This is a genomic window from Legionella nigrisilvae, assembly GCF_977063395.2.
On the sequence record NZ_CDRUGZ020000038.1, the window covers coordinates 214,289 to 236,703 of the forward strand.

Below are 22,415 nucleotides of genomic sequence, written 5' to 3' on the forward strand. Positions count from 1 at the left end.
AGCCCATAGTTCCGATTGGGGTTAAAATTAAACAGCCCTGGCACCGATAACTGGGTGATTAATGGCTGTTTATTATGGGGCCATGCATTGTTCAATTAGATTGTCCGTTTTACTATGGTTTTCTTTTTGTTTTTTAAAGAAATTATTAAGTCCTCCAACAAGGGTATTCCCGGCAGAAAATAATTTATCGATAAGACTCGAATCCATCTCCATTTCAAAACATCCGACTGTATTGATGTCATTAAAGTCACGAACAATCATTTGCGAGAAACACATCAGCATGTAATTTTGAACCGTTTCATCCTGTTCTTTCTGCTTCATCTTTTTAAAGTCCACATCACTCTCTAATTTTTTCCAGGTATAAAAGTTAATACTACGCCCATGGTTAGGATCAAAAAAATAAGCCGTTTTTTTCTTTGGATCATAACGAAGATAGATAGCATGCCCCCAAGATGCTTGATTTGCGACTAGGTCCCCATCTTTTTTCATTGTATGATGGCCAATGGATATTTTTACAATTCCATAATTTTTTAATTTCGAGTTCTGTTGTTGAACCACTGCTTTGGAAAGTATTTGATAGAGAGCATCCGCACTAAACGCAGGATCCTCTGCATAATTAAATTCACTATGCAATGCTTGAATTTTCTTAAGATGAAGACGTTTTAACACTGCTCGCGATAAACCATTATTCGCCACCTCTCCTATATTTATTTGATATAAAGCTTGATTGTAACGATCTTGCGGGGAAATTTTCACTTCCGCTCGCCATTGAGAGTCGGAGAGTACTTGATTTCTAGCTAAGCTGGTCATTTCTCGAGTAATGACCCTGTAGGTATTTGCCTGACATACTCCTTCACCTAATATCTCGTTAGTACCCCCTATAAATCCCTGAATATTTTCATACTGAATTGGATCACCCCATTGATTAAAAAAGGCAAGGTCCTTTTTAACATCGTCTAACATTCGAGTTCTTATTTGACTGGAAGTGTTATCGGTTAGGGGAGAAAGAATTGCTTTTATCTGATCGTATTGGTCAGTAAATCCAGCCAGGCTATCTTTATTTTCTTTAATTTTTTTATCTATATAGCGATAAAACGATTGCAGCCATTTATTTTGTGATCTTTTCAAACAGCTATCAACATGTTGAGAAATACTTGGATTAGAGTCACACAATTCCTTTTTACATTGCTCATATTCTTGTTCTAACAAATGAGTTGCTTCAGCGATGATTTCTTGTCTTGCTTTAGTGAGTATGTGGATCAAGGGGGTTAAAGAAGACTCACCTCCAGCAGCGATAATTTTTTCTTTCAAAGCCAAAAGGTCAATTTGATGTTGCAGCTCCTTCAAGGTAGGGATCTCATGTTCTGCTTGGCCATTAAGAACTAGATTTTGCAATACATGCTTTATTTTTTGTTGGACTAATTCTTTATTAACCTTTATTTTGCTGGGATCTAAAGCAAGATCGGTGAAGACTGCTGACTCATGGGGATTTTGGAGGAATTTTTCAGGATGAGTGATCTGCTGATGTACAAATGCTCGCTTTAACACAAGCGAAAAGTCGGCGAAATATTCTTTAGGTAATCGGGTCAGTGCCTTTTTAAGCTTTGGAAACATTTTAATTACCACTTCTTCTTGGGCAGTAATCTCACCTCGTTCAAGCTTTACATTTAATTTAGACATTTCCTCTTCGTATTCTTGTTTTGTTTTTTTTCCTTGAGCATAAGCGATAATTCGAAGTTTATCGGATTCTGTCATCATCCGCTCACTATCACGAATATCCGTTCCGATTACATCCCAGTTGCTAATCATCTTTTCAGCTATTTGTTTGTTTGTGCTTTGCTCTAAACGATCATAAAGATTTATCAACGCGGCACGATTACACGCTGAACGCACATTCACCACAAACTGATCCAATGCTTGAACATTTTTGGAATAATCAACCAATGTAGGCTTATCAGACATGTGTTCGATCACATGCTGAATATCACGAACTACTATAGGAGCTAACATGGCTACATTATCAACACGTTCCTGATCCATTATTTTGGTTACTACCTGGAGAGGATTCGAATTCACTAATGAAAGCGATTCGAGGAGTTCATCTTCAGCTGCAATTTTTTTTAACTGCTCCGAGAGTATTTGTATAAATCCTTCATTAGTTGTTTCCTTAGCCTCTGATATGGATTGGGTTCGTTCGATTGCAATCGCAAACCCGGCAGGAGACCCCATCCACTCTTTCTTTTTTTCTTCAATCATCCTAAGTAACTGTTGCTCCGCAATAACTATTTTTTCCATGAACTCATTTACTTCGGATAGTGAGCGTAATGGAGGAGTATTGTCTTTTAGGAGTTTGGAGGTAGGCCAGTTTGTTTTATATAATTGTTCAAAGGGTATTTTAGAGTTTAGTCCCGCACATTTTTTTCTCAACTCATCTAGAATAGACTCATTGATTAGCACGATGAGTTCGTGAGTTAATCGTTGCTGTATTTGCTGCCAATATTCAAAATCATTTGCATGGATTGTTCGTTGCGTGGTATCGAGAAGTAACTCTTTTTCATGGATCAATTCTATAATTGCAGAAGGATTAAAAACGTTGAATTTATTGGGGATATCGGTTGGATTTAAGCTATCCCAAAGACTAACTAAATAACTATCAGGATGTGACCTTATTAAATTAAGTGCATCCAAAGCCATTAATTCATTCTTAAATTGCTCCAAATTGCTGCTCAGTCGAATTCTGTATTCATTTGGAGTTGGAAGCGTCTCTTGATTCTCAGTATAAAAATAGTGCGCTGTTTTTTGAAAAAGCCAATTTTTTACAACCTCAATATTAAATGCTCTTAATTTCTCCTCATCTAATTGTTGAGGCCAATCTCCATCCTTTTTCCAATAAGCAGCCGTATTCAAATATTCACATAATTGTCGCAGAGAACTCCTTTCTTCTAAGGAATCCAGTGCAGAAGGAACTGCACTCATCATCCATGCCATTTTATCGTCGCATTGAACTTTTATTTTACTTAAATACTCTGAGTAACGAGTACTTTCAATGGAATATTCATCATCTTCTGAGGTAATTGTAGGCAATATCTTTTCTGGTGGGAGTGGGATAAAATTTACATCCACTTGGTTCGGAAAATCATCGTAATAATAAACATATTGTCCACTATATATAGGATTAGGCATAAAAATCTCATCAAAATATAAACACTTTGCGCATTATATACAACATCATCCTTTATACCATGAGTAATGCCCTGATTTTTAAAAAATGTTAATAAAAAAGATCAGCCCATAAAAAAAAGATTTTATTGCAGCTACATCCTGATTGAGGAGCTTCCATTCTTTTTACAACTTCAAAGCCTCGGAGTTTTACTTTCCTTAATTAAGTTTTTGAGAATAACTTCTTTAGCTGGCCATTGTTGAATTAATGATTTATTTAATTGCGAACAATTTTCAGCAAACCAAGGGCCAAATTGAAGTAAGAGCATAGGTATTCTAGGCTGGATACATCCTTTGATCTCTTTTTGAGTATCCTTTGTACATGGGACTTTGCTTCCAAGGCAATTTTTTATAATGTCATCTGTTACAAACTGCCAATTTTCAGGTGGAGTAACCCCTAGAAAGGAAGCAGTGATAATTTTAGACAAGATATTCTGACTTATCGAAACAAGTTTTTGGGGATCAACGTGTTCTTCGCAAAATTCATGGCGAAAGATATCGTTAATTTGCTTTCCTATACGTTGCGCTTCATCCTTATTAAAACAGGGAATTATATTAGCATCTGATGCCTCCACTGGATTAGCACTGAGTAAATGACTAGTTAATAAAAGACTTAATCCAAATAGAATTCTTCTCATTCTTTAACCTTTAATAATTCGTAATAAATTAAATATAGAGGAAAAAATCAGCGGTTTCCTTTATCAGTATCATAACGATTTAAAAAATAGACCCCGAATTACATTTTAGGAATTTGGAATAATTCTTTATAGTGTTCTTCGCTAAAACCTATAGCGAGTGTTTTGTTATGTTCTACCAAAATAGGCCTCTTGATAAGGGACGTATTGGCGATAATGAACTCTACCTGTTCAGGGGCACTCAATGCTTCATAATGGTCTTTATATTTTCGGTATGTCGATCCCTTTTTGTTGACGGGAAGCTCGCCTAAGTAATCACCCCAAGCTTTTATTTGTGTAGGAGTTGGTGGAGTTTTTTTGAAGTCGATAAACTCATACTCAATTTGATTATTCTCTAAGAAAGTACGTGCTTTTTTTACAGTATCACAATTGGGTATGGCAAACATTGAAATCATTTTTGTGCAGAATCCGACGATTAACAGGGTTTCATTTTATAATGTTGCGTTAATTTCTTCTAGGATATGGTATTTCGAAATAGTACCTTCGAACTAAGGAAATCCATAGCCTAAATTCGTTTTCTTTTCCTATATAGTAATCAATCCTGAATTGCAGGTTTCCTAAAGTGCACGCCAAAAGTTGTGAAGGCATACAAGTTCTTAGAACACCATTTGGAAAACCACCCGCTGAGAGATGATTATGCCCAAATTAAGTATAATTCGTGATTATTATGAACCCCTTAAATTTATTAAATCTCACGCTCAAGAGAGACCAATTGATGAACAGAACTTAATTGAATATTTAAATAAAACGTATCGTCATGCTTTAAGAAAAATATTACTCGCCTATCCCGCATCTTTTGCAGAAGATTCACCCATATTCGATTTGTGTATTGATGTGATCTTAAACAGCGACGATCTAACTCAAGTCACTGTGGAATGGATTGAAACACAAATAAATAAAAATAAGGCTCTCAGTAAACTAAAAAATTTACAATCAGACGACTCCGATATAAAAAAACTTCAATTAATCAAAACGGTCACCAAGGCGCATCAAGAGAACTTGGTTATAGATAAATCCATTCTTTCTTTTATAAATAGTGCACTCATTTTTGAAGATCTTTTAAGTAAAGACTATACATACCGTATCTTTGCTTTTTCTGAACAAAACGCTTCCGAAAAGACAGCTATTAAAGCACTGAAAGAAGCCTTACAAGAAAATCCAGTGGATCTTTTAGCGCATTTATCCACCTTGCGTAGCGGTAAATTAGGTGACGCGATTAGGCTCTTTGTAAAGCAAGGACTGGCAGATAATTTATTGGAAGGCCAAATTGTCCGCACGGTAAGTGAGTTCATCACAGCACTACATCAGCAAGTTAACTCTAATTCATCTCTCATCGCCGGTATGTGTTAATACCCCGATCACAAAGATTAATTAAGGAGAATAAATAGATTTTGAACAACCAGGGTTCTCTTTAGGTTTACATACATTCAGCAGAGACTTTTTACTTAGATATTCGTCGGTCTTAAAAAAGGCAATCGCAGAATTTGGTGTTGCTAATTGGTTTTGTTCATATTGATGCAGTAAATTGCATAGTTCCGTATATCCTAATGCGGCTGCAAGTTCATGCAGTGATACAACAACTAAGGAGGATGCATCAATGGGTTGATTTGGGTGATTTTTTTTACGAACTAATTCGTCCACTAAGCCTTCATCTATTTGTGCAGCACGTGCAAATTGATACAGGGAATCGACCTGGATGTTTAAGCTCATGGTTTGGGTTAGTGGGCAAGCAAGTAATTCTTTTACAACATCGATATGGTTGCAGCAAATGGCAATTAACATGGGAGTAACCCCTTTAGCATCCGATACAAGATTCGGATCAATGCCCTCTTTTATAAGACTTTTAGCCATGACGGGATCATTATCTAATGCGGTAAGAAGCAGTAAATGGGAACCTGATTGTTTCATTTTTGTTGCATTAATTTGATGTATTGATCGGAATTCGCGGTGATTTTCCCATGCTGCCACGCGTTTTTTGAATTCTTCCTCATTTGATTTATTACAATAAATATTAGTTACAAACGCACATTGATTGCCCGACGAGAATGCGTTAAATACGCTCTGGGCTATCTCTTGTACCTTCGCTCCCGGGATGCGTTCAGGTTCATGACTCCCGTTAATAAATAGCCATTGATCCAGTGCCGGATCATATCCCACTGTAAGGGCATGATCGCCACTGCCAAGAATTAAAGCAATTGGTTTTTTTATTCCATTTAATTGACTTTTGAGGGTTAGAAAATATTGAAATAATTCCTCAGGGCTATACCCCCCTATAAAACAGCTTATCCTGCTAATTCCACCATTTTGTTCCAGCTTTTTGGAAAGTACTCGCGGAGCACTGAGCAATGTATCTTGTTTTAACTGCACGCCCTTTTCAAATAAAGGACCATGGAATCCAGGTCTCTGATATACTTCTACGCCCTCAAAAAAAGCCATATACTCGCGTTCTGGGTTAGAAAACGCTGTTTCCAATGAGTCTAGCTTTTTTTTGCAGTGTTCTAATTGCTGCTTTATAAAAATAGCGTATAAAAATTCATTCTCTTTCCTATTGAGTTCCCTTTTCAACTGACCAAAATCAATCTGCTCTACCTGTAACAAATGCAGGGACCATATTTTTCTCATCTCGCGAAGTTTATCGTCAAGATTTAACGTGTTTATTAAAGATTTTTTGGCTTCTTCTTGTAATTGCTGGCTAGGATTTACAACCTCTTCCTCCAACATATCGATAATTCTACGGATATCATCCCGTTCGTTATAAATATTGATAAGCTCTAGGAAACGTTTCTCAAATGGGTTGAATTCTTCGGCGAGAATTGCTTGCATTCCCATGTTGGCAACACCAAAGCACATTCCGCCAGGATCAGGGTGATATCCTGATTCGTTCATTAACTCAAAGAGCCAATCTTTATGCTCTTTATCTCTCACTTGTGGCACATTGCCTACTTTTTCATCACATTAAAAGAGATGCAAGCATAAAGCGTAGCTTGATGACTTGCAACCACCAACAATTGCAACCCAAACCCAGGGGCATCACGGTTACTTCTTTACAGGAACATTTTTTAACATGTCGCTAGATTCTTCCAGCGCATTATTAATTTTTGATACTACATCGTATTTAGAATGAAAAAATCTATTACGGCCGCTCTTTCCAACGGGTTGGGCTAAAGTCTTCGCCTCTTCTTTGGTAATTTCGGCTGCTTTAATATAAGTCTTAATCGATTGCCGCAAAGTTTTATCTAATTGAGAGATGATCTCGTAATAATTCTTTGATTCATCAATAGGCCTTGCAAAATCTCTCGTGAGTTGTTCCGTAGCACTCTGGATATGTTTTATCTTGTTTTCAATAACCTGGTATTTTTCATTATCTACCCCATATTTTTTTTCTAATTTATTGCGTATTTTTATCAGGGCTCGCTCTAAATTTACTGCTGCACCAACAACCATTTGCTGTTTTTTCTGAAAAAGATCATAAACCTCAATAAGGTGTTCTTGAGTATTATATTTTCTGATGTAGTCGGTATTATAATTTCTAATCAAGCCAAAAGTGTGTTTGGAAGGATTAAAATTCTCTACCTGATTCGTATATGTGTCGGAAACTTCGTCATATTCCTGGTAGTAATTTTTAGTTCGGGAACGATATTCTGAAGCTGGATATACATCGTTCGACCAAGGATCGCAAATATAAGCTTCTTTACCCCAGGTTTCCGGTTTTCGAGGGTCACTGTCTTTTTGTCTTCCAACTACAAGTACCACATGATTTCCGCCTTGTAATTGAAAAACTTCTGCATTTACATGAGGGACATAATGAGCAATATAATCTAAAGCCAATTCGGAAAGCTCATTACAATTTCCAATCGAATATTTTTTACTGCACTCAATAGATTGATAAAACTCATAAACATAATAGTCAAACTCTAGCCAGGAACTTACAGTTTTTTGAGATTGTTCTCTTACATCTTTTACTGCGTCGCTAAGACTTTTTTTCTTATCAAGAGGATAAGAATTATTAATAAGTTGAGTTCCACCTTCTATAATAAATTCTCTTGCGTATTTATTAGCGAGAAGAGCAGCATCCTTATTTGAGTAAGGAACAATAGCCTTGGGCAACTTCATAACAATCAAAATTAAGCAGATTTAAATCAAATTATAGTTCAGTATCTTCCTTTTCTGGGATTATTTAATCAATTTGACGCCTAAATGTTCCTATCAAAATAAATTACGTATGCTTTGTTTTTCCATGAAGAAACGCCGTAATGCGAGTACTTAGGGCATCAGGAATTAACTTAGCAGAATACGCAAGCATCTTATTTATGATCCCAGGAATAATAAATAGTTTATTTTGTTTAAGGCCTCGATAGGCCGCTTTTGCGACGTATTCCGTAGATTTGACCCCAATAAGACCTCGAGCTAAAAAACTATTTTCCATCCCAGCTTTTTTAAAAAAATCTGACTGGGTAGGACCAGGACAAAGTATGGAAATTGTAACCCCTGTGCCTTTTAATTCATAAGCCAGTGCTCGTGAAAAGAATACTACATAACTTTTTGAGGCATAATACATGGCCATAAAAGGACCGGGTTGAAAGGCTGCAGTAGAGGCGACTTGAAGTATCTTACCTCGACCTTTGTGGATAAATTTTTTGACAAAATAATAAGTTAATTTAGTTAATGCCGCCATATTGAGTTGTATCATTTCATTTAAATACTTCTCATCCATAGAGGAAAAATCGCCCAGGTAACCAATACCTGCGTTAATAACCAAACAATCTACTTCTATATTAAGAGTCTCAATTTGCTTCACTAAAGCAGCAGGAGATTTAAGTGCGCTGAGATCCAGTGGAATGATAGTTACCTCGACCGGATACTTTTCTTTGATTTGAAAAGCAAGCTCTTCCAACAGACGCTGATTTCTCGCAGTTAAAATTAAATAATGACCTTGACTTGCAAATTCAAACGCTAACGATCGGCCAATTCCTCTTGAGGCACCCGTGATGAGAGTCATCATTTTTAAAAACGTCGATTAATCACCTTCCCTATATTATAGATGATTACTGCACCAGATCGTGGCTCCCCCAAACAGACTATGCTTCACCTAAATTTAAAAGACTTGAGCTCGTTCTCTTCCAAATCACCCAAATAGATAGCGGGTTGTATCCCAATAGTGGAATCGGAAGTGTTAATTATCGTACCTATCTCCGTGTGAGCAGCTTTTTTTTCAACCTTAATAAATAGGGTCCCCGGGCGAGCTACTAAATTAGGTTTTTCTGCGCCATCAGCGATAATCAGCTGTACATCCAAAGATATATTGTTGTCATTAACAAAATTAGATAAAGAGCTTTGTACACTATCGTAACAAATTTCCACGCCCAACTTCAGTCCAGAAAACTCCTTAACTAAGGTGTCCTCCATCCCTGATTTGAAAAAAATTCGACGTAAATCCAAGTAATTTAAAAAACCTTCATCAGTATAATCAAAATCATAATTTGTATGGGGATATCTTTTTTTGTATTTTTCTACCTGGCCACGATGGAAAAAATATGCCGTGTTGCGATAATAATTTTGGGAATCGTGCTTTGATTTTTTATACCAACAAAATGTTCCTGGAGCAATTAACATGTCTGTGTCTTTGGACAGTTCTTGTATTCTTTTTTTAAATAAATTTTTTTGCGTTTGAGAATAATATTTGTGATAACAGGTTTCGGATTGATCTTTAAAAAGATACTCCGGTGCTACAAATATTGCTCGCGGTGGTGTCATTGCAGGCGGCTTTAATTGTTTTTCTTCCTTTTTTAGCACTTTAAACATTATAGACCAGGGTAAGCTTGTTTTTTTACTTTTAGGAGAAGGATGATTCATTTCATTGCTAGCTGTTTCTTGCAGCGTTTTTTTAGCAAGAAGAATGCGTTTTTCTAAAATGTTTAACCGTTCCTCAAAAGAAGAATAAAAAAACTCCTCATCGGGTTGAAATACAAAAACTTTAAAATTCGCAATTTCGCTTGAGAGGGAGTTGTTTTGCTTAGCTGTATTTTTAGGCGTGTCAATCACTTCTTTTTTATGACGCATACAGGAACCTTTAATGATAAAATGATAATTACCGTTTTGAGTTAAAAATTTACTAACTACGTCAAATCATATCAACTGAACACATTTTAATCAATTATTCAAAGCAAATCAGCTACACCCGTTAACGGTACAATGCGTGTAAAATTCCTCTCTTTGATGACTGACCAATAGTCCTATATAATCCTACTTACATCATCATGGTTGGGTAAAGGATACCAATGTTTCAATCCATTTTAATATTTGCACTTATGACATTTAGCCTCATCGCTCAAGCAGCCCTCCCTGATGATCCAATTCAGCGCTGCTTAGATGTTAGAAGGTTCGCCGACTTCACCACACGACAGAAAATGGCCGCCAAAGAGCCCGGAGTGTTGCGCTTTAAATTTCATAAAATTTCAGCATCTGAGCTACCGTTAGATAATCCAGCCGGCAATATGGGCGAAGTGATTAAAGCATTGAATAATCAGATTGAAAACTGCAAGAAACATCGAGGTGAATTTCAAGCAATGACCATCGCGGGTCATACATATAAACGACAAGAATGGTGTCATAATATCAACGAGAAAATGCTCGCTCTTGCAAAATCCGCCCGTGGCGATTTTAAAAAATATTTATCGAGCATCAAAACCGAATTTGACTGGTATAAAAGCGATGGCTGGCCCGAAAATCATGCGGGATTTAAAAAGGGTGAGTTTCAATTTACTGCTTATTATGCACCAGCTCCTGTTGAGGCACGCACCAAACGTGGCGGTGCATTTTTATATCCTATGTATAGTAATCCTGGTGTGGTGCATGTAGCTTCGGAATGCAAAAAATATAATTTGAAAGCGCCTCTTTGTGGGGTTGACCCACTCACTAAAATGGCACGTGGATTTTGTCTGAAGAATGCAGATGGCACATACTCCGTAGTGCCCGACCGAGAAGAGATTGAACACGGAGCTTTAAATCCCAAATATATACTTGGCTACGTTAAAGACCCAAATGATCCCGCTTTTTTAATGCTTGAAGGCTCTGGTTCATTAATTCTTGATGGCAAATTATTCCACATCAATTACGATGGGGCCAACGGCAGGCCACGCACTATGCTGGGTCGCATAGTCCAATGCGCGCAAGATCCGACCTGCGGCGGGAACCTGGACACAATGGAACGGTGTGCTAAAGATCCTAAATGTCATGATGAAGCAAAATTACGTTGTAATGTGTCTAAAAAAATTAGACAAAGTGCAGCATCGGAACAGTTGATTCGCCAATATTTAGATAACCCGCTTAACCGTGATAAAGCTGCCGACTTGCGCAATCGAGATCAAAGCTATGTATTTTTTACTAAAGAAGATGGCGGCCCTTATGGTTCAGAAAATATTTCTCTAACCCCCCATGCTTCATGTGCAACAGACCACAAGGTAATCCCTGTTGGTATGAGTTTTATCTACAATTGCAAAAAATCGACATCTTGGTGCGTAGCCCAAGACACTGGGGGCGCTATTATGGGGGCTCATGTGGATGTTTATACGGGAGAGGGAGACCAGGCGGGTGTGGAAGCAAATCAGCTAAATCATCCAGGCTCATTATATATAGCCCTTCCGAAACGTGGATAAGACTCAGAAAACTTTTCTTTAAACTCCAACGTAGCCTGGTTGTTCGCAACCAGGTTCAATCCAAGTTTCGCAATAATTCAAGCTTTGAAGGTATCTTTGAAATACCCATTTCTTAAATCCTCTTCAAAATCAGTTGGCCATATGGTTGCATAACCCGTATTGTACGTTTTGGTTATATCTGTGGCTTTGCACCTAATACTTACTTTGCCAAGTATAAGATAAGGATTTTGGGTGTAATCCGTTTCATCTTGCTCAATTAAGTCGAAATCATTCTCATCATACCCATAACGGGAGAGAATATCTTGATAATTATCAAATAAATCAGCTTCCATAATCTTAACTCCTCAAATTAAAATTATAGTACGTAATACCTGATTGCTAGCAACCAGACATCCATACCGGCTAAGCATTCCTCCACTATTACCATATGAACGGTATAAGCCGAGTTGTGACTTTTTTTTGATAGTCCGTATATCCGGGTAAATCATGGACGAGTATTTTTTCCTCATTTAAGATACGAGCAACTAAAAGGAATATGAAAATGGGAAGCAAAAGCAAGGTCCACAATGAACCGAGTGCAAGCGGCGTACCAATAAAAAGAAATAGGGCTCCAAAGTACATCGGATGACGAACCAATCCGTATAGGCCTGTGGTAATTACTTTCTGTCCTTTTTCCACACGAATATTGGCAGCAGCATAGGTGTTCACTTTTGAAACCAGATAGAACATGTAGAATGAGAACATCACGAACAGGTCACCGAGAATGGAAACATACCACGGCACTAATGACCATCCATTACGTACATCGAGCGGCGGTAGCAGGATCAGTACCAGGCAGGCAATATAGAGAAAAAAGATAATTATTTTCTGAATAGGTTCCTTTTCATAGGCTATCCCGACTTCAGTACGCCGCTTAAGGAGAGCAGGATCATGTATTGCAAGATATATACTGTAGGCAGCAGATGCACTAATAATTACCACCAGATAAACCCAACCTTGCCAATAGTTTAGGGTACCTGCAGGAATAAAAAGAAGCGCCAGAAACACAAGCATTCCTAAAACTGAAGATCGAATCAGCTGTTTATAGAGAGCGTTCATATCTACTTCTTTTCGGAAGTTATCATCAAATTATAGAACTTAAGTTCATCTAATACATAGCGCGCTTATACAAATACAACTATCAACATAGTCATGGCTAGTTTCAAAAAATCTGGAATAAGAGAAACGCAGGTATGGTTTTGATCCAATCTTTGTTAAAGAAATATGGCAAATAAGACGCCATATTGATTGAAATAAATCAAATCATTATAATCAAAGTTTAGTTTGTAGAGGCTTTTGTGGATAACAAATTTGAACTAAATTCTAAACCATCTTCACGTAAGTTATTTTTAAGAACGGATAATTCACCCTGCATACTTCCTAAGACAGTGGAGAAATATAATGCAACTCCGGCTATGCATTTAAATCTGCTCCCTAGCAATATAACTGGATATGTCGATTCAGGTTATTTGAGTACTTTTGAATACAAAAAAGGGCTAGGATTAGACTCGACCCTGGAATATAGTACCAATTACAAATATATTCACTTTCTTTTTTTAGACTCCGAAATTGCAGAAGTTATTCAATTAACTGGGGGAACGAGTGGATTGACCCATGATGGAGAACAGACCCATTTAATCGCGACGGAGGGAACCGTTTGGGAACTGCCTTGTTATCAATCGGAAATTCCACAAATTTTTTATACCGATGGGGTAGAGGTAGAATTAGGATCCTTAAAAGTTCGCTCTGCTTTTGAAGTTCTTCTTGGTGGGAATTGGGCTGATTTTGCGGAAATCATTAGCATTGAAGGCATTCTTGCCCATACATTATTCAAACAAGCACGGGGTAAAAGTGAAGAGGAGTTCTACACGCTTTTATTACAACTTGCACACCCGTATGTCATTGGAAAAACAGAAGTCCAGCCAGAAGCTTATCAACTACGCTATGATACGGCCTCAGAAAAAGCCATTTTAATTAATTGGTGGAACCGTTTATCCAGTTCAAATAAAAATCAATTAATCATTTTTTATTCCAATCTTCACAATAAATCGCAGAGCTACCCTCAACCTAATGATTTCAAGTTTTTAAAAGAACTACATCAGTTATATACAACTAAAAATAAATTAGAACAAAATCATCCTGAAATGCGGAGTTATTTCCATCTCGTAGAATCGGCGATCGATAAATTCGACGCGCTTTGTCGAATTTATAAAATGTATGAAAGTCCAAAACAAAGTTTTATTCGCATGGGGTTAATGGATATTCTCTCTGGTAATTTTCCTCAACAAATAACGCCAAATACTATTCATGATTTATGCAATACTCTAGAGACTTACATAGATTATTTAACATTGGAGACTCAATTTTGTCTGCTTGTTAGCGAGATCCATTCTTTAAAGTTAACCGTAGAAGAACAAGAAAAGTTATTCCCAACATTAGGTAAATTTGTATCCATTATTGAATTGAACTGTAAAAAAGATATAGATAATTTGCATGCAAGGCTAGATCATTACCGCCACAATATGGCGGATATTAAAATAAATTTACCCAAAATTAGAGACGGTCTCAAAGCATATAAATATCAAAAACATTATGCACAGGCATCAAAAGTCTGCAATTTTTGTAATGAGCTACAAATAATAGAGCTTCCTACTGGCACCTTAGCGGAGTGGTTAAAAAAATTTTATATGACTCAAGCCAGTACCGTTTTTCAATCATGCGATGAATTCGAAGAAGTCATTACATATGGTAAATTAATGGATAGTTTGCTGAATCATGCAAAAAGATTGCATGATTCAATCATAAAGTTCAATAAAGCAGGTGAACTCGATCCCCCCTTCAAAAAATATTTTCTTAGTGAATTACAAAATAATATCGTTTTTTCTATAGCATGTTTTAAAAAAATAAATGAACGCGATCCCTATCGCGCTGCTCAAGACATGGATTATAAAATTCAAAAGTTATCCAATTGGACCACCATTCTTGCAAGGGGAAATTATAAAACAATTTATCCAGAATCAGCTCGAATGTTCTATGAGCCCTTTTTTAATCCTCAGAAAAGAGATAGAAATCAAAATGAATCCCAATACGAATTAGGAGGTTATTCCAAGAAAGGCCGGACTTAGTTTTTGTATGAGCTCTTTATTCGAGTGACTAATGACCTTTTTTCGATTTACCTGAACTATAAATAAAAATTCTTTACCAATTTGCGTTTTCCTGAATTAATAAATACTTAATAAAATATTCCTGATAAATTCTTGTGATTTGAAATCAGGATAGAACCGATTTCTCTTTGCAATTTTGGAGTCTTTATGTTCACTCAGCGGATGATGGTAATTTTAGGATTCTTGTTTTGCACTCTAGCTTTCGGAGACAAAGTGTCTCCTATTGCTACGAAAATAAATCAGGTTATTTATATCACTTTGGACGGTGTTCGTTGGCAAGATATTTATCAAAATCAGCAGCATTTGCCAAAATTTTGGCAAATGCATGCGAACAAAGTTATTTTTTATGGAAACCCTAGGGGCAATAAGCCTATGTACACCGCTTCAGTACCGATAAGTCTTCCTTCATATCAAAGTCAAATGGCCGGGGCGGTACAACCCTGCGCAGATAATAAGTGCGGTAGAATTAAAGTTGAAACTTTGCCAGAAGTTATTATTCAGCAATTGCATCTACCTAAAAAGGATGTGGCAATCTTTTCCTCTTGGCCTGAGATTGCCTATGCTGTAGAGCATATTCCAGGGACAACATTCAATAATAATGGAAATGAATCAGTCTATGATCCTAACCATTTAAAACCAGATCAAGTAATGAAGGAATTGAACCAAAAACAACTTGAGGATCACCCTAAAGGCAACGATCGTTATGATCGTTACACGTTTGCCCAAGCATGGCATTATTTTATTACCTTTCAACCTCGCTTCTTATGGATCTCATTAAATGATGCCGATGAGGCGGCCCACGTCAATGATAGAACAGCCTATTACAAGATATTGTCCTATTATGATGGGGTACTCGATGAAATTTTGAGCTATTTAAAAAATAAGGGGATAGACAAACAAACCCTGGTCATAATAACTACGGATCATGGTCGCGGGGATGGGAGCAATTGGGTACATCATGGCCCGGAATATCCCGAATCTAAGAAAATATGGGCCTTTGTGATGAACGGACAATTGGCCCGCGATGCTGAAGATAAAAAGAAAAACCGCTATAGTTTATTGTCTATCCGTCCCACTATAGAAAAGGCTTTAGGTTTAGATAATTAACAGTTAAACAGTAGGCAACTGATTTATATTCATTTCAATAATAAGCTATATTTAAAGTACATCATCAAAAGGAACTGATATGGAACATACGAATATTGATACGCTTCATCCCGATACAAAAATCATCCAACGCCATAGGGGATGGTTTTTAGGTTTTGGAATTTTACTCTTGATTTTTGGGATGATTGGCTTGGGAATGGACATCTTTTTAACCATAGTCAGCATGTATTTTTTTGCCGCCTTACTTTTGATTTCAGGATTATCGCACTTTGCTGATGCGTTTAAACATAAAGAATGGAAAGGTACGGTTTGGCAAATTCTCGTAGCAATACTCTACATAATTGGCGCCGTTATTGTTTTATATGATCCTTTATTAGCATCGACCATCATAACAGCGTTATTGGCATGGACGCTTATTGTTATTGGTATTGTTCGCATTAGCATGTCCATATCCTTACGAAATACGCATGGCTGGGGTTGGATCTTATTTGCAGGAATATGCTCCTTAATACTCGGTATTATGATTCTATTGCACTGGCCAATGAGTGGATTATGGGTCATCGGGTTGTTTATTGCGATTGATATGATCATCAGTGGTTGGACTTACATTCTGATAGCAATCTCCCTACGCAACAAGGCTTAGCCGAGAATCTATCTCAAAGACACCATAAGGAATTAGTTCCTGCATCCGCGGGAGAACATTATAAGCAATGACATGGTGCCTAAAAGAAGGGAGGATACCCCAGGGGTGTGATCCACCCTTTTTACCATGCAACGTTCAAAGCATCCTGAAATAGAAATACTCTTTCTTTAATTTCTGCTATTCTTGTGTTAGTTATATAAATATTAAATTTTCAAGGAATGAATAATTATGAAAACTCTACCTATAGTTGCTGCTCTTTTGACAACTTCCTCACTAAGTTTCGCTGCATCTATTTCCTCTATGAGTAAAGCGGAAGTGACGGAAGCCATTACTGATAAAACGATCACCACAATATCAGCTGCTACCCTAAATGATAAATTACTCGCCAATAGTTTTACCGGCTACTATGGTAAAGACGGTAAGATGATGGGAGGATTTGCGAAACCAACCGAGGGAGCTCCCCAAAACGATAAAGGAACCTGGCTTGTAAAAGAAGACGGCAGCGTTTGCATGACTTGGGAACACTGGTTCAATGGAAAGGAAGATTGCGTTTATTTTTATAAGCTTAATAATGGATTACTGGTTGTAGGAGCGAACCAAAATTTTGAGAGTGTGATCTTAAATTCTGATATTAAATCAGGTAATCAAACTACAACCCCTCCTCAAACGAATCAATAATTATATTCTCTGATTGCGCTCTTTAGCAGCAATCAGAGAGTCGATACTCATTTCCAATGTTTCAATGCCAAAATTGTGTGGATATATTTACTAATTACTGCAATTTATTTACCCCCCGCTAAATCTGGGTTCTGCCACCAAAATTTCTTGATAAGAGCTGAAAAATAATGTAAAAGGCCACCACATTGAATAATTAGGAAAGAACGTGTTAAAAAAAATTTCTATAGGCTATTTGACTGGTTCACAAAAAGCTATCGAGAATCATCTATTATCAGATACGCTGGTACCAAAGACTCCCTTTACATGGGGACAAATGTTTTTTAAGCCTTATGAGTCGACCACAGAATATATTTATTGTGCTCGTCATACATTCATTTCTGCTGCTTTCCTTGGTTTGATTATTTTTGATCCTATGCGAGCATTAGAAATTCCTTTGATAGTGTTGGGGGGGGTTGCGGTATTATTTGGGGTAGAGACTGCTGGTAAAGCGATGGGTTCGAAGCAAATATCCTCATGGGCTTTTGAAGCAACCAATAATATAGTTCAACTTTTTTGCCAGGCCTTAATCGATCTTATTTTACTACCCGTATCCGCTATGGCTATGTTGACCAGGGTAGCTTCAACCGCTTTAAAAGAAAGAGGTATTTATGACTATGATGCCTCCTCATCGCAACCAGGAGAACATGCGATGGACCCTTTAACCCCCTAAATTTATATTTTATAGAGTAAGATGAGCAACGGTCTTAAATTGTTCATTCAATGCCGTTGCTTCAGCATAATAGACTGACTCAAATTATAGAAATAAACTATATACAATCAGAAATAAAACTTGTGCTGCAGTAACGGTTAATCCATTTTGTATCATTGCTTTGACATTTTCGCTTCCAGCAAAACCCATCGCAGCAAACATATTCGCCCCCGGATAAGCATAATTTGTAACACGGGTAGCAAAGATCATGCATAAAGCGAATGCGATCATGGGCAATTGCATTTGCAGCACACTTGGATAAAAGAGCTGATGCAACATTTTAATCGTTGCTTCCGCGGCCCCAGGCATGCCAAATGCACCGGTAAAGCCAATTAACATCGATAATATCGGCTTACCCCCTACATTAATTAAAGGAGTTAATAGTTCGGTTAAAGCACTAAATCCTCCTGCTTGATGAATTAAAACCATAAAAGGATCGAATAAAATAAATAAAAAGAAAAGGTGTAAACTTTTACGCATTCCCTCAACGAATAACCTAAAAATTTGATTTAAGCCTAATTTGCTCACCAATCCTGTACTAAGCCCTAGAAATAACATAACAAAAATAACATAAGAAGTTTTCGCATGCGAAAATAGGCCATAAATCAGGCAAGCCATAAACGAAATCAAAAACAGTAGGGTAGTGCGCTTTTGTTGTTTACTGGGCACAAATGGCTCTGAAGTGTCCTCATCTTCGCAAGATTCATGCGCATACTTTTGTTGTAATCGATTCGCCATAACCCAGGTCGTAATTAAAGTAACCAGGGCCACCGGAAGAGATGCATAAAGCAGGACCGTCTGGTAATTTAGTCCTGTAACGCCTAATAAAGCCACGACTGGGGGGGCAAAAGGGCCAAGAATTAAAGCTTCCTCCGCTGAAGCCTGCATTAATACCGCCAAACTCGGTCGCGATAGTCCTACAGACCCAGCAATCGGACGTAAGCTGGGTGCTAAAATTGCCAATCCGCCCGCTAAAGTGCCCAGCAAACCTACAATAATAAAAGAAGAAAGCACAATGCCAATTTTAGCGCGTCGTTGGGTATTAATTCCAATTCCATACACAATTTGATGCACCAAAGTATGACTGACCTGGGTATGCGTTAAGATCTCGCCCAATCCATGACCTAACATGATAATAAAACCCACTAAGGCCATGAAGGAGCCTAAAGCATTCGCCATAGAATTTCCAATGTCGATGGGGCTACTTAGATTCCACAAATAACCCAGTCCGACACAAATTGCAGTCGCTATTAAAGCATCGACATTGCGAAATAACAGTACCGCATAAAGAACAATAATGCTTAAACTGGCCAGCTGAATGTAAAATAACATTATTGGATCATCCCAATCTGATTTAATCCTTGAGTAATTCCTTCAATCCCCAAACCCGGCTTGTCTGACAAAATAATCTTACTGCCAAGGCGTTGCGCTCCGCCAAGTACATAGTTGTCACGAATTAAATAAATAGGATCTAGGTCCGCATAGAGGATATCCGGCTTACTTAGAGCAAAACTCGCTATCGCAGCGATGCCAATGGGTGATTCCAGCATACAACCGACCATGATGTTCATGTGTGCTGTTTTAGCAATATTATAAATTGATTGCGCATTCTCAAGGCCCCCTGATTTCATCAACTTAATATTGACACCATCACAGGCATTAATTTTTGCAAGATTCAGCGTATCTTCAGGAGAAAAACATGCCTCGTCGGCAATGATAAGACAATCAACCTGTTCACTAATCGCCTTTAAGTGCGCGAGATCTTGAGCATGAATAGGTTGTTCGACCAAGGGGATATTCAAATGTTGTTGTTTTAAAGAATTAATAACCATTAACGCATCTTCATAAGACCAGCCCTGATTGGCATCGACAAGTAACGTGATTGTATGACCTACCGCTTGGCGAATTGCACGGACGCGTTCAATGTCTTCAATTGGATTTACTCCTAATTTAATTTTTATAGTTTGATGCCCTTGCTGAACGAGCTCAAGCGCATCCTGCACCATAGCGTCAATCTCTTTAACGCTTATTGTAATACACGAGCTAATGCTATTCGTAGTACCACCCAATAATTTATAAAGGGGTAAACCTCTATGTTGGGCAAATAAATCATGCAATGCAATATCCATGGCAGCTTTCGCAGAAGTATTGCCGGCTATGGATTGATTATTCAATTGGAGTAATAAATTTAATTCAGCAATACTTCGCCCAATTAACTGGGGGCCGAGGATGGTTTTAATAGCAGTGATAATCGATTCGGTACTGTCGCCAGTAATTGCTGGGGTTGACGCGGCGGAACCATAGCCCCAATGGCCACAATCTGTTTTTATCATTACCACTACATCTTCAACACATTCGGTACGTCTTACGGCAGTAATAAAGGGGCGAATTAAGGGAATTGTTAATTGCGCAATATGAATCTCCGTAATCTTCATCGAAGCACCTTTTTTGTGTGGGTCCAGTTATAAGACATAGGGAATACCTTGTTTAATAACCTAAGAATGAGTAATAAGGGTATTATCATCACATCATAACTTAATTATGGGTTTTGGAGACAAATAATTTGTAAGGTAAATCGCTATTGCTTTTCATGCATCCACTAGGTAACCTTACTATTTTTCATCTTTAATTCAGGAGTCCATATGAAATCCATCACTGCATTTAAGATGAGCTTTCTTTTTTTAATGATAAGTCTCTGCTTTTTTGAAGCACATGCTGTTCATGCCGCACAATCTCCTAAAGAAGTTCGCATTCCTGAGTGCAAAGACATTCGCGTTCCTAACGCTGCAAACATACAAATTAGTAATGAAGGAACTCTTTATCGTTTCCATTTTGCGCTTCCTGCTTGTGGGCATGCTTCCTATCAAAATTACTATCCCACAGCCTACATCGTTCAAGAACTTGTGGAAGATTTTTATAAAAGCGGAACGGTGAAACTCACCGTAACCCAAGACCCGCCCTCTCAGCCTCTCGCAAAGGACACCTTCCTGCTTGAAGTAGAACAATCACTTTTTGGCGATCGTTTTGCTTTTCGAGAGGAAGTTCAGCTCGTTTATGAGCGTAACCACATCCATATGGTAAATCAATCTCACATCATCCCTGGCAGTGTTCGTAAAGCGTTAGAGCCCTATCAATTTTTACGTGATATTCAGTGGAAGAATGATTGCGAACAAGAATCAGCAGGCTGGTGCTATACATGGAATGGATATTTTTCAATCACTTGGGAATGGGATGGCCATCAAAATATTGAGAAGATGAAAAAGGAGGTAATCCAGAACATTTTACCCCTAGCTTTTAGAGAAACTTATCTTCGGTACGAACGCTACATCTATGAAGTAGCTAATCCTTAAAGTAATTGAAATAAAATATATAAGCGAGAGGTGCAATAAGCAAAGCATGTACGGGGCAAGCAAGCACCTTTGTATCCTCCAAAAATTTGATTTCAAACCTGAGTATTTGCATATTTATTTAACATTTTAATTGATTAATATCTGACCTCAAAATAAAATAAGTCTTCGATAGATATGGGTAGTTACCTGTATTTTCTATACTAAAAATACCAGAGGACTCTATGCAAAGTCATATTGAAATTACAGCTTTAAATCGTGGTGAGTTATTAAATCTGGCGTTGAGTAAGCTTATTAAGTATAAAAATGAACATCTAGATGAAGTGAATAAAGAATATAACTTTCAGCACCTGCCTTATGAAATAGAAAACCTAGCGGATCTTGTTTTTTTAAGAAGATATAAACCGCTCAATGGCTTATTCCCTTCCTCCCATTATATTTGTCACGTCAACAAGATGATCAAAGGAGTAGAACAAAGACTTGCTCAGTTTGAAAAGAGTAAAGTGATGATTGATCCAGTTATTGAGAAGTTGCAAGAAGAGTTAAATTTATCAATGAACGATGTGAATACCTTGAAAAAGCTCGTGTATATACCTCTTGATGACATGCCCTATGCTGAAGGTTTATCCTATGCAGCCTTGAATATCATTGAAGAACAAAACGTGCTTGAATGTGATTTGATTAAATCTAAGGTGGCTATCAAATTACTCGAACATGCGTTAACCCTTTCCATTAGAGATGAATCCGCCGGACTTTCAAAACGCCCTGCATTTCTACTGGCAGAAATTTATGCAAATGCAAGAAAAGAGGTCATAGGCCTCGTTGAATTTAATCCGGAAAAAGCTTTGTTCTATTTAAAGGAAGCATCGAAACATGGCTCCGAAACTGCGAAAAAATTACTGTTTGAAAAAAACCCAGTGATTGCTCTGTTAAAACAAAATGGGGTGGATGTTAACGAATCAAACGCTTTATGCCCACTTAGGATGTTTACCCACCCAGATAGTCCAATAACAAGTCCCCCTCTAGAGTCAACCAATATCACTTACCCTCAATAAGATTAATGACATATGTTAAGAACGTAACCTCGTTGCAAGCAACCAGGTTACACCCTAAACATCTG

20 protein-coding genes are annotated in these 22,415 nt (G+C 37.5%); 9 read left to right on the forward strand and 11 right to left on the reverse strand.

Features of this window, described 5'->3' with window-relative positions; all coding sequences use genetic code 11:
• Positions 1–72 precede the first annotated feature (72 nt).
• From ACWTE2_RS23245 to ACWTE2_RS23255, 3 genes are all read right to left on the reverse strand, one after another.
• Complete coding sequence (locus ACWTE2_RS23245; protein ID WP_454784602.1) at positions 73–3,183, reverse strand: hypothetical protein; 3,111 nt, start codon at positions 3,181–3,183, stop codon at positions 73–75.
• A 170-nt stretch (positions 3,184–3,353) separates the two neighbouring features.
• Positions 3,354–3,857, reverse strand: a complete 504-nt coding sequence (locus ACWTE2_RS23250; protein WP_454784603.1) for a hypothetical protein — start codon at positions 3,855–3,857, stop codon at positions 3,354–3,356.
• A gap of 98 nt (positions 3,858–3,955) precedes the next feature.
• Positions 3,956–4,309: an arsenate reductase family protein gene (locus tag ACWTE2_RS23255; RefSeq protein ID WP_454784604.1), complete on the reverse strand. Its 354-nt coding sequence runs from the start codon at positions 4,307–4,309 to the stop codon at positions 3,956–3,958.
• Between the two features lie 241 nt (positions 4,310–4,550).
• Between ACWTE2_RS23255 and ACWTE2_RS23260 the strand changes: the two genes are divergently transcribed.
• Entirely contained in the window at positions 4,551–5,264 is a 714-nt protein-coding gene (locus ACWTE2_RS23260) for a hypothetical protein (protein ID WP_454784605.1), read from the forward strand.
• Between the two features lie 21 nt (positions 5,265–5,285).
• Here the strand turns inward: ACWTE2_RS23260 and ACWTE2_RS23265 are convergent, their stop codons facing one another.
• From ACWTE2_RS23265 to ACWTE2_RS23280, 4 genes are all read right to left on the reverse strand, one after another.
• Entirely contained in the window at positions 5,286–6,848 is a 1,563-nt protein-coding gene (locus ACWTE2_RS23265; protein ID WP_454784606.1) for an ankyrin repeat domain-containing protein, read from the reverse strand.
• A gap of 102 nt (positions 6,849–6,950) precedes the next feature.
• Complete coding sequence (locus tag ACWTE2_RS23270) at positions 6,951–8,027, reverse strand: hypothetical protein (protein WP_454784607.1); 1,077 nt, start codon at positions 8,025–8,027, stop codon at positions 6,951–6,953.
• A gap of 103 nt (positions 8,028–8,130) precedes the next feature.
• Complete coding sequence (locus ACWTE2_RS23275) at positions 8,131–8,916, reverse strand: SDR family NAD(P)-dependent oxidoreductase (protein ID WP_454784608.1); 786 nt, start codon at positions 8,914–8,916, stop codon at positions 8,131–8,133.
• Positions 8,917–8,999: 83 nt separating this feature from the next.
• Complete coding sequence (locus ACWTE2_RS23280; RefSeq protein ID WP_454784609.1) at positions 9,000–9,974, reverse strand: carbon-nitrogen hydrolase family protein; 975 nt, start codon at positions 9,972–9,974, stop codon at positions 9,000–9,002.
• A 218-nt stretch (positions 9,975–10,192) separates the two neighbouring features.
• Between ACWTE2_RS23280 and ACWTE2_RS23285 the strand changes: the two genes are divergently transcribed.
• Positions 10,193–11,569: an MltA domain-containing protein gene (locus tag ACWTE2_RS23285; protein WP_454784610.1), complete on the forward strand. Its 1,377-nt coding sequence runs from the start codon at positions 10,193–10,195 to the stop codon at positions 11,567–11,569.
• A 77-nt stretch (positions 11,570–11,646) separates the two neighbouring features.
• Here ACWTE2_RS23285 and ACWTE2_RS23290 read toward each other — a convergent pair whose 3' ends face one another.
• Both ACWTE2_RS23290 and ACWTE2_RS23295 read right to left on the reverse strand, forming a co-directional pair.
• Positions 11,647–11,901 carry a hypothetical protein gene (locus tag ACWTE2_RS23290; protein WP_182391856.1) on the reverse strand — a complete coding sequence of 85 codons (255 nt, stop codon included), beginning with the start codon at positions 11,899–11,901 and terminating at the stop codon, positions 11,647–11,649.
• Between the two features lie 88 nt (positions 11,902–11,989).
• A complete protein-coding gene (locus ACWTE2_RS23295) occupies positions 11,990–12,667 on the reverse strand; it encodes a methyltransferase (protein WP_454784611.1) in 678 nt (225 codons plus the stop codon).
• A 239-nt stretch (positions 12,668–12,906) separates the two neighbouring features.
• Between ACWTE2_RS23295 and ACWTE2_RS23300 the strand changes: the two genes are divergently transcribed.
• From ACWTE2_RS23300 to ACWTE2_RS23320, 5 genes are all read left to right on the forward strand, one after another.
• Entirely contained in the window at positions 12,907–14,733 is a 1,827-nt protein-coding gene (locus tag ACWTE2_RS23300; protein ID WP_454784612.1) for a hypothetical protein, read from the forward strand.
• Positions 14,734–14,919: 186 nt separating this feature from the next.
• A complete protein-coding gene (locus tag ACWTE2_RS23305) occupies positions 14,920–15,879 on the forward strand; it encodes an alkaline phosphatase family protein (protein ID WP_454784613.1) in 960 nt (319 codons plus the stop codon).
• A gap of 79 nt (positions 15,880–15,958) precedes the next feature.
• Positions 15,959–16,522 carry an HdeD family acid-resistance protein gene (locus tag ACWTE2_RS23310; protein WP_454784614.1) on the forward strand — a complete coding sequence of 188 codons (564 nt, stop codon included), beginning with the start codon at positions 15,959–15,961 and terminating at the stop codon, positions 16,520–16,522.
• Positions 16,523–16,750: 228 nt separating this feature from the next.
• Positions 16,751–17,200 carry a hypothetical protein gene (locus ACWTE2_RS23315; RefSeq protein ID WP_454784615.1) on the forward strand — a complete coding sequence of 150 codons (450 nt, stop codon included), beginning with the start codon at positions 16,751–16,753 and terminating at the stop codon, positions 17,198–17,200.
• A 205-nt stretch (positions 17,201–17,405) separates the two neighbouring features.
• Positions 17,406–17,909, forward strand: coding sequence for a hypothetical protein (locus tag ACWTE2_RS23320; RefSeq protein ID WP_454784616.1), 504 nt, complete (start codon positions 17,406–17,408; stop codon positions 17,907–17,909).
• A gap of 84 nt (positions 17,910–17,993) precedes the next feature.
• On the opposite strand, the gene ACWTE2_RS23325 is transcribed toward ACWTE2_RS23320, so the two are convergent.
• Both ACWTE2_RS23325 and ACWTE2_RS23330 read right to left on the reverse strand, forming a co-directional pair.
• Positions 17,994–19,280 (reverse strand): Na+/H+ antiporter NhaC family protein, encoded by a 1,287-nt coding sequence (locus tag ACWTE2_RS23325; RefSeq protein WP_454784617.1) that lies wholly within the window; start codon positions 19,278–19,280, stop codon positions 17,994–17,996.
• Entirely contained in the window at positions 19,280–20,383 is a 1,104-nt protein-coding gene (locus ACWTE2_RS23330; protein ID WP_454784618.1) for a dipeptide epimerase, read from the reverse strand. Before ACWTE2_RS23330 ends, ACWTE2_RS23325 begins: the two co-directional genes overlap by 1 nt.
• A 207-nt stretch (positions 20,384–20,590) precedes the next feature.
• Here ACWTE2_RS23330 and ACWTE2_RS23335 point away from each other — a divergent pair, with 207 nt between their 5' ends.
• Positions 20,591–21,298, forward strand: coding sequence for a hypothetical protein (locus ACWTE2_RS23335; protein WP_454784619.1), 708 nt, complete (start codon positions 20,591–20,593; stop codon positions 21,296–21,298).
• 221 nt (positions 21,299–21,519) lie between these two features.
• Positions 21,520–22,350 (forward strand): hypothetical protein, encoded by an 831-nt coding sequence (locus ACWTE2_RS23340; RefSeq protein ID WP_454784620.1) that lies wholly within the window; start codon positions 21,520–21,522, stop codon positions 22,348–22,350.
• The last annotated feature ends 65 nt before the right edge of the window (positions 22,351–22,415 follow it).